Raw genomic sequence first — 13,811 nt, 5'->3', positions numbered from 1 at the left:
ACAAATTAGGGCAAGCCCCCTCCCACATGGGTTCTGCGGTGTTGTTCAGCGACGGACTTCCGTCGCACCCGCGCGATTTTTCAGATTCTTGTCAGCCTTGTAGCGCAGTGCCACATCCGGCACCGAACCGCTTGCGCCGGTCTCGACCCAATTGCGAATACGGCTGGCATCGGCGAAATGGGTGAATTTGCCGAACGCATCCAGGATCACCAGCGACACCGGACGGTTGCCCATGCTGGTCACCAGCACCAGGCAATGCCCGGCCTGGTTGGTAAAGCCGGTCTTGGTCAGCTTGATGTCCCAGTTGGCACGGTTGATCAGGTGGTCTGTGTTTGAAAAACCCAGGGTGTAGTTGGGCTTGCGGAACGCCACGGTCTTTTCCTTGGTGGTGCTCAGTTGGCTCAACATCGGGAATTTGCGCGCGTAGGCCAGCAGCTTGCTCAGGTCGCGGGCGGTCGACACGTTATGGATCGACAGGCCCGTAGGCTCCACGTAATGGGTGCTGGTCATGCCCAGCGCCTTGGCCTTGGCGTTCATCGCGGCAATGAACGCCGAGTAGCCGCCCGGGTAATGGTGGGCCAGGCTCGCGGCGGCGCGGTTTTCCGAGGACATCAGCGCGATCAGCAGCATCTCCTTGCGCGGCATCTGGCTGCCGATCTTCACGCGGGAGAACACGCCTTTCATCTCCGGGGTGTCGGTGATGTTGATGTCGATGTATTCATCCATGTTCTGCTTGGCTTCCAGCACGATCAGGCCGGTCATCAGCTTGCTGACGGAAGCGATGGGCACGACCACGTCGGGGTTGCTGGAATAGATGACCTTGTTGGTCTGCAAATCCACCAGCATGGCGCTGCCGGAGGCGATGTGCAGCTTGGAGGCGTCACGCGGGGCCAGGGTGGTTTCGGCGGCGTGGGCGAAGGTGCCTGTCAGAGCAAAAAACAGGCTGACGATGGAAAGACGAATTTTCACGCGGATGAACTCGCTAAAAAGTAAGGAAATACCGTTGGGTAACGGGTTTGATGATAAATGACGTTACATTTTAGGAGTATGGATCAGAAACTGTCGAATGTTCTTCCAGAACCAGACGAAAGTGCTTAAAAACTATGAAAAAACAGATTTTCTTCGGGCAATAAAAAGCCCTGCGATAAGGCAGGGCTTTTTCAGTACGCCTGGTTATTAGCCGTGCAGGGTTTCCGCTGCGTACAGGGTATTTTCCAGCAGGCATGCTCGGGTCATCGGGCCTACACCGCCTGGGACCGGTGTGATCCAGCCGGCGCGGGGCAGGGCGGTCTCGTAGACCACGTCGCCCACCAGCTTGCCGTCATCCTGGCGGTTGATGCCGACGTCGATGACGATGGCGCCTTCCTTGATCCACTCACCCTTGACCAGGCCCGGCTTGCCGGCGGCGACCACCACCAGGTCAGCGCGGCCTACATGGCCGGCGAGGTCCTTGGTGAAACGGTGGGTGACGGTGACGGTGCAGCCGGCCAGCAGCAGCTCCATCGCCATCGGCCGACCGACGATGTTCGACGCGCCGACCACCACCGCGTCGAGGCCATACAGATCAACCCCGGTGCTTTCCAGCAGGGTCATGATGCCTTTGGGGGTGCAAGGGCGCAGCAGCGGGATACGCTGGGCCAGGCGGCCGACGTTATAAGGGTGGAAACCGTCGACGTCCTTGTCCGGGCGGATACGTTCCAGCAGCTTGGAGGCATCCAGGTGTTCGGGCAGCGGCAACTGGAGCAGGATGCCGTCCATGTTCGGATCATCGTTGAGGCTGTCAATCAGGTCGGTCAGGGCCTGTTGAGTGGTTTGCGAAGGCAAGTCGTAGGCTTTGGAGATAAAGCCGACCTCTTCGCAGTCTTTACGCTTGTGCGAGACATAAACCTGAGAGGCAGGATCGCTGCCGACCAGGATCACCGCGAGGCCGGGCGTGCGCAGGCCTTGCTGGCGACGCTCGGTGACGCGTTTGGCGATCTGCTGGCGCAGGCTGGCGGCGATTGATTTGCCGTCGATAAGTTGTGCAGTCATTACGCGTGATTAACCATCGAGAGGGGGAAGAAAAGTGCGCGCATTCTCGCATGCCAAGGCGCGAGGGCAAAGGCGCTTGGTCTGCAAATTGCCCTAACCCCTTAAATAAAATCAGTTTTTTTCAAAAAAGATTTGACGGGTTTCAGGACCCTCTATACTATTCGTCGCACTTGTCGGGCACAGCCTAGCACTGGTTAGAAGGTCGAGCAGAATTGTTGTGTTGCAAGGCTGGAAACACTTAGTTTGTAATCCTCCAAGAGTACAGATTAATCAGGCGCCCGTAGCTCAGCTGGATAGAGCATCCGCCTTCTAAGCGGATGGTCGCAGGTTCGAGTCCTGCCGGGTGCGCCATTAGGCAGCTTTGGCACAAGTAGCGCTAGATGGTGGGCGTAGCTCAGTTGGTAGAGCACGGGATTGTGACTCCCGTTGTCGAGGGTTCGATCCCCTTCGTCCACCCCATATTTTGAAAAGGCGCCAGATTAATCGTCTGGCGCCTTTGCTTTAAGAGCTTCAAGCGCGGATGTGGTGGAATTGGTAGACACACTGGATTTAGGTTCCAGCGCCGCGAGGCGTAAGAGTTCGAGTCTCTTCATCCGCACCAAATAAAACCTTGTTCGGCTGTCAGGCGGGGCAAGGTTCAACAAAGAAGTAGTTTGGTTTCTTTGTTAACGCAATATGGTGGGCGTAGCTCAGTTGGTAGAGCACGGGATTGTGACTCCCGTTGTCGAGGGTTCGATCCCCTTCGTCCACCCCATATTCGAAAGGCGCCAGATTTAACAGTCTGGCGCCTTTTTTGGTTTTGGCGGTTTGAATTTCGGTGGTCCCAGGTACTGGGCTGCATCGGCAGGGCGTTTCATCGTATTTATGTATCTCGATGATGCCGCGTTGCCTGGTCGCCACGTTCGCGGGGCGGGCCGTCAGGGAGATGATTGGCTGTTTCTTCTATATATAGAGGGGCGGCGCAGAGCCCTGGCGCAATTGGCTGTATTTGTCACCGGGGCGAGGTACTTCAGTGCCTTCGTACCGATAAATTGCCGGCTGTTTCCAGGTGTATTTTCAGTAGGGTGACTTCTTGAGTTCGACCCACTAGAATGCATGCCCTTGATTGGGGTCGGAAATGGCCGGCTAATGTCTGTGCAACGAGGAATATCCATGCAAGTTTCTGTTGAAAATACTACTGCTCTCGAGCGCCGCCTGAGCATCACCGTGCCGGCAGAGCGTATCGAGACTGCGGTCAACAAGCGTCTGCAGCAGACTGCCCAAAAGGCCAAGATCGCTGGTTTCCGTCCAGGCAAAGTGCCAATGAGCGAAATCAAGCGTCGTTTTGGTGCCGATGCGCGCCAGGAAGCTGTAGGTGACGTGATCCAGGCTTCCTTCTACGAAGCCGTTGTCGAGCAGAAGCTGAACCCGGCTGGCTCGCCTTCGATCGAACCCAAGTCCCTGGAAGCTGGCAAGGACCTGGAATACGTAGCCGTATTCGAAGTGTTCCCGGAATTCGAAGTGGCGGGTTTCGACGGCATCACTATCGAGCGCCTGAGCGCCGAAGTGGCTGATTCGGACCTGGATAACATGCTGGAAATCCTGCGCAAGCAGAACACCCGTTTCGAAGTGGTCGACCGTGCCGCCCAGAACGAAGACCAGTTGAACATCGATTTCGTAGGCAAGGTCGACGGCGAAGTATTCGCTGGCGGCTCCGCCAAGGGCACTCAGCTGGTGCTGGGTTCCAACCGCATGATCCCGGGCTTCGAAGACGGCCTGGTTGGCGCCAAAGCCGGCGAAGAGCGCGTGCTGAACCTGGAATTCCCTGCTGACTACCAGAACCTGGACCTGGCCGGCAAAGCCGCCGAGTTCACCGTGACCGTCAACAGCGTATCCGAGCCTAAGCTGCCAGAGCTGAACGAAGAGTTCTTCGCTCAATTCGGCATCAAGGAGACCGGCATCGAGGGCTTCCGCGCCGAAGTTCGCAAGAACATGGAGCGTGAGCTGCGTCAGGCCATCAAGTCCAAGGTCAAGAACCAGGTCATGGACGGTCTGCTGGCCGCCAACCCGATCGAAGTGCCCAAGGCTCTGCTGTCCAACGAAGTGGATCGTCTGCGCGTTCAAGCTGTTCAGCAGTTTGGTGGCAACATCAAGCCTGACCAACTGCCGGCCGAGCTGTTCGAAGAGCAAGCCAAGCGCCGCGTTGTGCTGGGCCTGATCGTGGCTGAAGTGGTCAAGCAGTTCGACCTCAAGCCAGACGAAGACCGCGTTCGCGAGATGATCCAGGAAATGGCTTCGGCCTACCAGGAGCCTGAGCAGGTCGTGGCTTGGTACTACAAGAATGACCAGCAGCTGAACGAAGTACGTTCGGTTGTGCTGGAAGAACAAGTTGTGGATACTGTTCTGCAGAAGGCTAAGGTGACCGATAAAGCGGTCTCTTACGAAGAAGCAGTCAAGCCGGCGGAAGCAGCACAAGCCGACTGATTGTCCAACTCGTTGGAAATTCAACCATAAGCCAGCCTCGCGCTGGCTTATGCGTTTTCAAGACATGACTATTTGGGAGTAACTGCAGAGCATGTTCCGTAATTCCTATATTCAGCAGAACTCTGATATCCAGGCCGCAGGCGGCCTGGTCCCGATGGTTGTCGAGCAGTCCGCTCGTGGCGAACGCGCCTATGACATCTACTCGCGCCTGCTCAAGGAGCGAGTGATCTTTCTGGTTGGCCCGGTAGAGGACTACATGGCTAACCTGATCTGTGCGCAGCTGCTGTTCCTTGAAGCGGAAAACCCGGACAAGGACATCCATCTCTACATCAACTCGCCGGGTGGTTCGGTGACTGCGGGCATGTCCATCTACGACACCATGCAGTTCATCAAGCCAAACGTGTCGACTACCTGCATTGGCCAGGCCTGCAGCATGGGTGCATTCCTGCTGACCGCCGGTGCCGAGGGCAAGCGTTACTGCCTGCCTAACTCACGCGTGATGATTCACCAGCCGCTGGGCGGTTTCCAGGGCCAGGCGTCGGACATCGAAATCCATGCCAAGGAAATCCTCTTCATTCGTGAGCGCCTCAACACGCTGATGGCCAAGCACAGCGGGCACACACTTGAAGAAATCGAGCGTGATACCAACCGTGATAACTTCATGAGCGCTGAAGCGGCCCGTGAATACGGGTTGATCGACGCAGTGATCGAAAAGCGCCCCGCTTAATATAAGCCGCTCAAAATAGGGCTGGTCGGCATGTCCGACCACTGGCGGGCTTGAAAAAGCCCGCATAAGCCTTCATCTTGTGTTGCAAGCCTATCGGATTTGGATCGAACGAATGACTGACACCCGCAACGGCGAGGACAACGGCAAGCTGCTCTATTGCTCCTTCTGTGGCAAAAGCCAGCATGAAGTACGCAAATTGATTGCCGGCCCCTCGGTGTTTATCTGCGACGAATGCGTCGACCTGTGCAATGACATCATCCGCGAGGAGGTGCAGGAAGCCCAGGCCGAGAGCAGTGCGCACAAACTCCCATCGCCGAAAGAAATCAGCGGCATCCTTGATCAGTATGTGATTGGTCAGGAGCGTGCAAAGAAGGTTCTGGCCGTAGCGGTATACAACCACTACAAGCGCTTGAACCAGCGTGACAAGAAAGGCGACGAAGTCGAACTCGGCAAGAGTAATATCCTGCTGATCGGTCCTACAGGCTCGGGTAAAACCTTGCTTGCGGAAACCCTCGCGCGCCTGCTGAACGTTCCGTTCACCATCGCCGACGCTACCACCCTCACCGAGGCTGGTTATGTGGGCGAAGACGTCGAGAACATCATTCAGAAACTGCTGCAGAAGTGCGACTACGACGTAGAGAAGGCCCAGATGGGTATTGTCTACATCGACGAAATCGACAAGATTTCGCGCAAGTCGGACAACCCGTCGATCACTCGGGACGTTTCCGGTGAAGGCGTACAGCAGGCTCTGTTGAAGCTGATCGAAGGCACGGTCGCTTCGGTACCACCACAAGGCGGCCGTAAGCACCCGCAGCAGGAATTCCTGCAGGTCGATACGCGTAACATCCTGTTCATCTGTGGCGGTGCGTTCTCCGGGCTGGAAAAGGTTATTCAGCAGCGTTCCACCCGCGGCGGCATCGGTTTCGGCGCGGAAGTGCGTAGCAAGGAAGAAGGCAAGAAGGTTGGCGAGTCCCTGCGTGAAGTTGAACCTGACGATTTGGTCAAGTTCGGCCTGATCCCGGAATTCGTTGGTCGTCTGCCGGTCCTGGCCACGCTGGACGAGCTGGATGAGGCGGCTTTGATTCAGATCCTCACCGAGCCGAAAAACGCCCTGACCAAGCAATACGCCAAGTTGTTCGAGATGGAAGGCGTGGACCTCGAGTTCCGTACCGACGCGCTCAAATCAGTGGCCAAGCGGGCACTGGAGCGCAAGACCGGTGCACGTGGTTTGCGCTCAATCCTCGAAGGCGTATTGCTCGACACCATGTACGAAATCCCCTCGCAGTCCGAGGTGAGTAAAGTGGTGATCGACGAAAGCGTTATCGAAGGCAAGTCCAAGCCACTGTATATCTACGAAAACAGTGAGCCGGCGGCCAAGGCTGCACCTGACGCCTAAGCGTCTTTGCAGTGGTGGTACAAGCAAGGGGCCTTTCGAGGCCCCTTGTTTTTTTTGGGGTGTTTTTGCGGGCCGGCCGATTAAATCGCGTTTATTCATGCGTTTAAGTGCTGGCATTGAGCTTGTTTTTTTTGCATGCAACCCCCATCTTGGTTTCAAGCTTATTTTTCAACTGTCATAGAGGCGAAATCATGAAGACAACCAGCGAATTGCCTCTCCTGCCGTTGCGTGATGTCGTCGTCTATCCGCACATGGTTATCCCGCTGTTCGTGGGGCGCGAGAAGTCTATCGAAGCCCTCGAGGCCGCGATGACGGGCGACAAGCAGATCCTGCTGTTGGCCCAGAAGAATCCTGCTGATGATGATCCAGGCGAAGACGCCCTGTATCGCGTCGGCACCGTTGCAACTGTCCTGCAATTGCTCAAACTGCCCGACGGTACCGTCAAGGTTCTGGTGGAAGGCGAGCAGCGCGGCGCAGTAGAACGTTTCATGGAGGTGGACGGCCACCTGCGCGCCGAAGTGGCGCTGATCGACGAAGTCGAAGCCCCTGAGCGTGAATCCGAAGTGTTCGTGCGCAGCCTGCTTTCGCAGTTCGAGCAGTATGTGCAGCTGGGCAAGAAAGTCCCGGCTGAGGTGCTGTCGTCCCTCAACAGCATCGATGAGCCAAGCCGTCTGGTCGACACCATGGCTGCGCACATGGCGCTGAAAATCGAGCAGAAGCAGGACATCCTCGAAATCATCGATTTGTCGGCCCGTGTCGAGCATGTGCTGGCACTGCTGGATGGCGAAATCGACCTGCTGCAGGTTGAGAAGCGCATTCGCGGCCGTGTGAAGAAACAAATGGAGCGCAGCCAGCGCGAGTACTACCTGAATGAGCAGATGAAGGCCATTCAGAAAGAACTCGGCGACGGCGAGGAAGGGCACAACGAGATCGAAGAGCTGAAGAAGCGTATCGATGCCGCTGGCCTGCCCAAAGACGCGCTGACCAAGGCAACGGCCGAGCTGAACAAGCTCAAGCAAATGTCGCCGATGTCGGCCGAAGCCACCGTGGTTCGCTCCTACATCGATTGGCTCGTGCAAGTGCCGTGGAAGGCCCAGACCAAGGTGCGCCTGGACCTGACCCGCGCTGAAGAAATCCTCGACGCCGACCACTACGGCCTCGAAGAGGTCAAGGAACGCATTCTCGAATACCTCGCTGTGCAAAAGCGCGTGAAGAAAATTCGCGGCCCGGTGTTGTGCCTGGTCGGTCCTCCTGGTGTGGGTAAAACCTCCCTGGCAGAGTCGATCGCCAGCGCCACTAACCGCAAATTCGTGCGCATGGCCCTCGGTGGCGTGCGTGACGAAGCCGAAATTCGTGGCCATCGCCGGACGTACATCGGTTCGATGCCAGGAAGATTGATTCAAAAGATGACGAAAGTGGGCGTGCGCAACCCGCTGTTCCTGCTCGATGAAATCGACAAGATGGGCAGCGACATGCGTGGCGACCCGGCGTCGGCATTGCTCGAGGTGCTCGATCCCGAGCAGAACCACAACTTCAACGACCATTACCTGGAAGTCGATTACGACCTGTCCGACGTCATGTTCCTGTGCACCTCCAACTCCATGAATATTCCGCCAGCATTGCTGGACCGGATGGAGGTGATTCGTCTGCCGGGCTACACCGAAGACGAGAAGATCAACATCGCGGTCAAATACCTCGCGCCCAAGCAAACTTCGGCCAACGGCCTGAAGAAAGGCGAGATCGAATTTGAAGTCGAAGCGATCCGTGACATCGTGCGCTATTACACCCGCGAGGCCGGTGTACGGGGCCTTGAGCGTCAGATCGCGAAGATCTGCCGCAAGGCGGTCAAGGAGCATGCGCTGGAAAAACGCTTCTCGGTAAAGGTGACTGCCGACTCGCTGGAGCATTTCCTGGGCGTGCGTAAATTCCGCTACGGCCTGGCCGAGCAGCAGGATCAGGTAGGGCAGGTGACTGGCCTGGCGTGGACGCAAGTGGGCGGCGAGTTGCTGACCATTGAAGCGGCCGTGATCCCGGGCAAGGGTCAGTTGATCAAGACCGGCTCGCTGGGTGATGTGATGGTCGAATCGATCACCGCCGCGCAGACCGTGGTGCGCAGCCGCGCCAAGAGCCTGGGCATCCCCCTGGACTTCCACGAGAAGCACGACACCCATATCCATATGCCGGAAGGGGCGACCCCGAAGGACGGCCCGAGCGCGGGCGTAGGCATGTGCACGGCCTTGGTGTCGGCATTGACTGGCATTCCGGTGCGTGCCGATGTGGCGATGACCGGGGAAATTACCCTGCGCGGTCAGGTATTGGCGATCGGCGGGCTGAAAGAGAAATTGCTCGCGGCACACCGGGGTGGAATCAAGACGGTGATCATTCCTGAAGAGAATGTCCGCGACTTGAAGGAAATTCCTGACAATATCAAGCAAGATCTTCAGATTAAACCGGTTAAATGGATTGACGAAGTCCTGCAAATTGCGCTGCAATACGCGCCGGAACCCTTGCCGGATGTGGCTCCGGAGATAGTCGCGAAGGACGAAAAACGCGAGTCGGATTCCAAGGAAAGAATTAGCACGCATTAATGTGTTTAAGCCTGGGGGCTTCCTTGACAGCTTTTTAGAGCCCTTGTTATAAAGCGGCTCTTAAGTGTTCTGTAGGCCATTCAACACTGGCTTTTGCTTTTTACCAAAAAACTTAGAATCATACTCATAGATATATAAGGGGACTTAGAGTGAACAAGTCGGAACTGATTGATGCTATCGCTGCATCCGCTGATATCCCGAAAGCTGCTGCCGGCCGTGCGCTGGACGCAGTAATCGAATCCGTCACTGGCGCTCTGAAGGCCGGCGACTCCGTGGTACTGGTAGGCTTCGGTACTTTCTCTGTGACTGACCGCCCAGCTCGCACTGGCCGTAACCCACAGACCGGCAAAGCACTGCAAATCGCTGCTGCCAAGAAACCAGGTTTCAAAGCCGGTAAAGCCCTGAAAGAAGCCGTTAACTAAGCTTCGATCTAGCCTTTGCTTACCCGGGTCAGACGCAGGTCTGGCCTGGCAGCGGAGCGGTAGCTGACCCACGCATCCATTGGGTCGCCACGCCGGGGGTCAGAGTTCAAACCCCCGTCCGCTCCGCCAGTTACGAGAAGGCGCATCCTCGGATGCGCCTTTCTTCTATCCGGATTCTACCCACGCTCCACGGTTGCCTATTTTTGATGTTCAACCGTTTCTGGGGGACGCATGCTGCAAAATATCAGGGACAATTCACAAGGCTGGATTGCCAAGACCATTATCGGGATCATCGTCGCGTTGATGGCGTTCACCGGTATCGAGGCTATTTTCCAGGCTTCGGGTAATAACAAGCAGGACGTGGCCAAGGTCAACGGTGAGGAAATCACCCAGACCGAATTGAGCCAGGCCGTCGATATGCAACGGCGCCAGCTGATGCAACAACTGGGCAAGGATTTCGATGCTTCGCTGCTGGACGAAAAACTGCTGCGCGACGCGGCCCTCAAGGGCCTGATCGATCGCAAGCTGCTGCTGCAAGGCGCTGCTGATTCCAAATTCGGCTTCTCGGAAGCGGCATTGGACCAGGTCATCCTGCAGACGCCGGAGTTCCAGGTGGACGGCAAGTTCAACACTGAACGCTTTGACCAGGTGATCCGTCAGTTGGGCTATAGCCGCCTGCAATTCCGTCAGATGCTGACCCAGGAAATGCTGATCGGCCAGGTTCGCGCAGGCATCGCCGGCAGTGGTTTCGTGACCGACGCCGAGGTGCTCGCATTCGCCCGTCTGGAAAAACAGACCCGCGATTTCGCCACCGTCAACATCAAGGCTGACCCGGCAGCGGTGAAACTCACCGACGACGAAGTCAAGGCCTACTACGACCAGCATGCCAAGGAGTTCATGACCCCTGACCAAGTCGTCATCGACTACCTGGAGCTGAAGAAGTCGTCCTTCTTCGACCAGGTCACCGTCAAGGACGATGAGCTGCAGGCTGCTTACGAGAAAGAAACCGCCAACCTCGCTGAACAGCGGCGTGCGGCGCACATTCTGATCGAGGTCAACGACAAGGTCACCGAGGCGCAAGCCAAGGCCAAGATCGAAGACATCCAGGCGCGCCTGGCCAAGGGCGAAAAGTTTGAAGCCCTGGCCAAGGAGTTCTCTCAGGATCCGGGCTCGGCCAATAACGGTGGCGATCTTGGTTTTGCCGGTCCTGGCGTCTACGATCCGGACTTCGAGACGGCTCTGTACGGCTTGAAGCAAGACCAGGTGTCGGTGCCGGTGCGCACCACGTTCGGTTGGCACTTGATCAAGCTGCTGGGCGTTGAGGCACCACAAGTGCCATCGTTCGCCAGCCTGAAAGACAAGCTGACCCGCGAGCTCAAGACCCAGCAGGTTGAACAGCGCTTTGTCGAAGCGACCAAGCAATTGGAAGATGCGGCATTCGAAGCCTCCGACCTGGCCCAGCCGGCGTCCGATCTGAAGCTGACCGTGCACACTTCCGCGCCGTTCGGCCGTGAAGGTGGCGAAGGCGTCGCGGCCAACCGTGCCGTGGTCACCGCCGCGTTCAGCCCGGAAGTGCTGGATGAAGGTGCCAACAGCACCGCCATCGAGCTGGACCCGGAAACCATCATCGTGCTGCGTGCCAAAGAGCACCGCAAACCTGCCCAGCTGCCGCTGGAACAGGTTGCTGCGCCGATTCGCGCACAGATGACCAAGGAGCGTGCCAGCGCCGCCGCCAAAACCCATGCCGACGAGTTGATCGCCAGCCTGCGTGATGGCAAGACCGCGCTGAACCAGCCGATTGACGGCCAGGCCTGGAAGGTCACCGAAGCCGCTACCCGTGGCCAGGAAGCGATCGATCCTGCCGTGCTGCAAGCGCTGTTCCGCATGCCCAAGCCTGCGGCGAAGGACAAGCCGACCTTCACCACCGTCGCTCTGCGCGACGGCAGCCTGGTGATCGTGCGCTTGAACGGCGTCAATGAAGCGGCTGCGCCTACGGACGAAGAAAAGGCGCAATACCGTCGCGCCCTTGCTTCGCGCATTGGCCAGCAGGACTTTGCAGCCTACCGCAAGCAGCTGGAAACCCAGGCAGACATCAAGAAGTTCTGATGCGGCCTGAATAAAAAGACCCCGTCCTGAAGAGGCCGGGGTCTTTTTTTGCGCCGCTTAAAGCTCAGGTCGACCCGTGATACCTGCAATCCGGGGCGACGATTTTGTCTACGTAGCCATCCATCACAGCATCGACGCCAACGTGATCAGCTTACGAGCGCACCGCCCAGGTATTGTTCGTCGGTCACCGGCTCCATCCAGTCAGTATTCTTGCCATCGATCGTTTCGGTGACTGCGAAATGGGACATCGCAGTCGTCGCAGCAGCGCCGTGCCAATGCCGTTTTCCGCAAGCACAGGAGACGACGTCGCCCGCGCGAATCTCGGTTCGCTGGCCACCTTCGCATTGAACCCAGCCGACACCCGTCAATACCACTAGCGTTTGACCCGCCGGATGAGAGTGCCAGAAGGTGCGCGCGGATGGCTCAAACGTGACGATGGCGCCCGTTGCTCGACCAGGCGCTGTCGCCTGGAACATAGTGTCGATACGAACCGAGCCAGTGAACCAAGTATCAGGGCCCTTTGCAGATGGGTTGCTTGCGTTGCGGATGATGGTTAGGTCTGAATCACTCATGGAATTCTCTCTGAGTCGCGGGTGGCTTGAGCACGCATTGCGCCACCGATAGTGGGCGGCAACTGCCACGTCGGTGGGCACCTGCCTTGCGGAAAATATTCACAGGCCCTGCTTATTTGCCGGTCCCCTCGAACACCTTGCGTGCGATATTCAGTGCGGTCGCCGCGACGGGCCAGCCGCCATAGAACGCCAGATGGGTGATCGTTTCGATGATTTCTTCACGGGTCACGCCATTCTCAAGGGCAAGCTTAAGGTGGTACGGCAACTCGTTTTGACGGTAAAGCACAATGAGGGTGGTGATGGTTACAAGGCTGCGGTCACGAGGTGAGAGACCGGGCCGTTTCCACACATCATCGAACAGCAGGTTATCGGTGTATTCGGCAAGCGCCGGAGCAACATCGCCAAAAGCCTTGTGGGCTGTACCTTTTTCGTATGCCATCAGAATTTCCCTCCTTTCACTCCGCGCGAGGCCGCGCTGGATCAGAAACTAAATTAACAGCCACGATTGCTTCTGATAACGTGCTTAAAATTGATTAGATATATAAGGGAGGCTTATCAATGCACAAGCAGACCGCTGCCGACCTCGTCGCGTTTTTAGTGGTTGCACAAGAACAAAGCTTTACCAAAGCAGCGAAGCAACGGGGTGTCTCCCAGTCAGCGCTGAGCCAAACGATGCGGGCATTAGAGACGCGCTTAGGCGTAAGGCTCCTCACTCGGACGACCAGACGCGTGTCACCCACTCATGCCGGCGAACGCCTGTTGCAAACCGTCGGTCAACGGTTCGCGGAGGTCGATGCGGAGTTAGAGGCGGTGACTGCATTGGGCGAAAATCCCAGAGGTACTCTGCGCCTCGCGGCTACCGAAAACGCCGCGGCCACGGTGCTCTGGCCCAAGCTGGAGAAATTCCTTCCTCTGTACCCAGAAATCAAAATTGAAATTGTCGTAGATGTAGGGCTGACAGATATCGTAGGCGGGCGTTTCGATGCTGGCATTCGACCTGGCGAAACGGTAGCGCAAGGCATGATAGCCACCCGGATAGGGCCAGACATGCGCATGGCGGTAGTCGGTACGCCCGTGTACTTCGAGCAGTACGGACAGCCGCGGGCGCCCTCCGACTTGACGTTTCACAACTGCATCAACCTGCGGCTTCCTACACATGGTGGACTGTACGCTTGGGAGTTCGAGAAGGACGGCCGAACTGTAAACGTCCATGTAGACGGTCAGCTTGTTGTTGGATCTGCGTCCCTCATTTTGATGGGGGCTCGATCAGGTCAGGGTCTCGCCTATCTACCTGAAGAGCAGGTGAAACCGGACATCGAGCACGGCAGCTTAATTCGAGTTCTAGAGGACTGGTGCCCGCCGTTTTCCGGATATCACCTGTACTACCCAAGTCGACGCCAACCCACACAAGCGTTCAGCCTCCTCGTGGATGCGTTGCGCTACCGCGATTGACGTCGTTCGGAGCGCCGGTTGGCCGCTTTGTACGCCGCATGCTTATGGCGGTGG

At 57.3% G+C, this 13,811-nt stretch carries 11 protein-coding genes and 4 tRNA genes; 11 read left to right on the top strand and 4 right to left on the bottom strand.

Going from position 1 to position 13,811, the window contains the following annotated elements; genetic code table 11:
- Positions 1 to 45: 45 nt before the first annotated feature.
- Positions 46 to 969, bottom strand: a complete 924-nt coding sequence (gene pbpG, locus QF045_RS18935; RefSeq protein ID WP_306493562.1) for a D-alanyl-D-alanine endopeptidase — start codon at positions 967 to 969, stop codon at positions 46 to 48.
- Positions 970 to 1,176: 207 nt separating this feature from the next.
- Positions 1,177 to 2,031: a bifunctional methylenetetrahydrofolate dehydrogenase/methenyltetrahydrofolate cyclohydrolase FolD gene (gene folD / locus QF045_RS18930; RefSeq protein ID WP_306493561.1), complete on the bottom strand. Its 855-nt coding sequence runs from the start codon at positions 2,029 to 2,031 to the stop codon at positions 1,177 to 1,179.
- Between the two features lie 274 nt (positions 2,032 to 2,305).
- On the opposite strand from folD, the gene QF045_RS18925 reads away from it, so the two are divergent.
- From QF045_RS18925 to QF045_RS18880, 10 genes are all read left to right on the top strand, one after another.
- Positions 2,306 to 2,382 (top strand) — tRNA-Arg (locus QF045_RS18925).
- 32 nt (positions 2,383 to 2,414) lie between these two features.
- Positions 2,415 to 2,490: transfer RNA gene (locus QF045_RS18920), tRNA-His, on the top strand.
- Between the two features lie 57 nt (positions 2,491 to 2,547).
- Positions 2,548 to 2,632: transfer RNA gene (locus QF045_RS18915), tRNA-Leu, on the top strand.
- A 77-nt stretch (positions 2,633 to 2,709) separates the two neighbouring features.
- Positions 2,710 to 2,785, top strand: a tRNA-His gene (locus tag QF045_RS18910).
- A 398-nt stretch (positions 2,786 to 3,183) separates the two neighbouring features.
- Positions 3,184 to 4,494, top strand: a complete 1,311-nt coding sequence (tig, locus tag QF045_RS18905; protein ID WP_306493560.1) for a trigger factor — start codon at positions 3,184 to 3,186, stop codon at positions 4,492 to 4,494.
- Positions 4,495 to 4,585: 91 nt separating this feature from the next.
- Complete coding sequence (gene clpP, locus QF045_RS18900) at positions 4,586 to 5,221, top strand: ATP-dependent Clp endopeptidase proteolytic subunit ClpP (protein WP_003174822.1); 636 nt, start codon at positions 4,586 to 4,588, stop codon at positions 5,219 to 5,221.
- Positions 5,222 to 5,333: 112 nt separating this feature from the next.
- Positions 5,334 to 6,617 carry an ATP-dependent Clp protease ATP-binding subunit ClpX gene (gene clpX, locus QF045_RS18895; RefSeq protein ID WP_017136464.1) on the top strand — a complete coding sequence of 428 codons (1,284 nt, stop codon included), beginning with the start codon at positions 5,334 to 5,336 and terminating at the stop codon, positions 6,615 to 6,617.
- A gap of 191 nt (positions 6,618 to 6,808) precedes the next feature.
- Entirely contained in the window at positions 6,809 to 9,205 is a 2,397-nt protein-coding gene (gene lon / locus QF045_RS18890; protein WP_306493559.1) for an endopeptidase La, read from the top strand.
- Positions 9,206 to 9,354: 149 nt separating this feature from the next.
- Entirely contained in the window at positions 9,355 to 9,627 is a 273-nt protein-coding gene (locus tag QF045_RS18885) for an HU family DNA-binding protein (RefSeq protein WP_003174819.1), read from the top strand.
- Between the two features lie 231 nt (positions 9,628 to 9,858).
- Positions 9,859 to 11,733, top strand: a complete 1,875-nt coding sequence (locus QF045_RS18880) for a SurA N-terminal domain-containing protein (RefSeq protein ID WP_306493558.1) — start codon at positions 9,859 to 9,861, stop codon at positions 11,731 to 11,733.
- A gap of 146 nt (positions 11,734 to 11,879) precedes the next feature.
- Here QF045_RS18880 and QF045_RS18875 read toward each other — a convergent pair whose 3' ends face one another.
- Both QF045_RS18875 and QF045_RS18870 read right to left on the bottom strand, forming a co-directional pair.
- Positions 11,880 to 12,305: a cupin domain-containing protein gene (locus QF045_RS18875; protein WP_306493557.1), complete on the bottom strand. Its 426-nt coding sequence runs from the start codon at positions 12,303 to 12,305 to the stop codon at positions 11,880 to 11,882.
- A 112-nt stretch (positions 12,306 to 12,417) separates the two neighbouring features.
- Positions 12,418 to 12,744, bottom strand: a complete 327-nt coding sequence (locus QF045_RS18870) for a carboxymuconolactone decarboxylase family protein (protein ID WP_306493556.1) — start codon at positions 12,742 to 12,744, stop codon at positions 12,418 to 12,420.
- A gap of 119 nt (positions 12,745 to 12,863) precedes the next feature.
- On the opposite strand from QF045_RS18870, the gene QF045_RS18865 reads away from it, so the two are divergent.
- Entirely contained in the window at positions 12,864 to 13,757 is an 894-nt protein-coding gene (locus QF045_RS18865; RefSeq protein WP_306493555.1) for a LysR family transcriptional regulator, read from the top strand.
- Positions 13,758 to 13,811 lie beyond the last annotated feature (54 nt).

It is taken from the genome of Pseudomonas sp. W4I3, assembly GCF_030816195.1.
GTDB lineage: Bacteria > Pseudomonadota > Gammaproteobacteria > Pseudomonadales > Pseudomonadaceae > Aquipseudomonas.
Note: the sequence above shows the minus strand (reverse complement) of the source record. Positions and strands in the feature narration are given on the sequence as shown.

What these genes read in the sequence shown, in the direction of transcription:
- QF045_RS18880 (WP_306493558.1), top strand. Translation starts at nt 9,859, where the DNA reads ATGCTGCAAAATATCAGGGACAATTCACAAGGCTGGATTGCCAAGACC.
- clpP (WP_003174822.1), top strand. Translation starts at nt 4,586, where the DNA reads ATGTTCCGTAATTCCTATATTCAGCAGAACTCTGATATCCAGGCCGCA.
- QF045_RS18875 (WP_306493557.1), bottom strand. Translation starts at nt 12,305, where the DNA reads ATGAGTGATTCAGACCTAACCATCATCCGCAACGCAAGCAACCCATCT.
- lon (WP_306493559.1), top strand. Translation starts at nt 6,809, where the DNA reads ATGAAGACAACCAGCGAATTGCCTCTCCTGCCGTTGCGTGATGTCGTC.
- folD (WP_306493561.1), bottom strand. Translation starts at nt 2,031, where the DNA reads ATGACTGCACAACTTATCGACGGCAAATCAATCGCCGCCAGCCTGCGC.
- clpX (WP_017136464.1), top strand. Translation starts at nt 5,334, where the DNA reads ATGACTGACACCCGCAACGGCGAGGACAACGGCAAGCTGCTCTATTGC.
- tig (WP_306493560.1), top strand. Translation starts at nt 3,184, where the DNA reads ATGCAAGTTTCTGTTGAAAATACTACTGCTCTCGAGCGCCGCCTGAGC.
- QF045_RS18870 (WP_306493556.1), bottom strand. Translation starts at nt 12,744, where the DNA reads ATGGCATACGAAAAAGGTACAGCCCACAAGGCTTTTGGCGATGTTGCT.
- QF045_RS18865 (WP_306493555.1), top strand. Translation starts at nt 12,864, where the DNA reads ATGCACAAGCAGACCGCTGCCGACCTCGTCGCGTTTTTAGTGGTTGCA.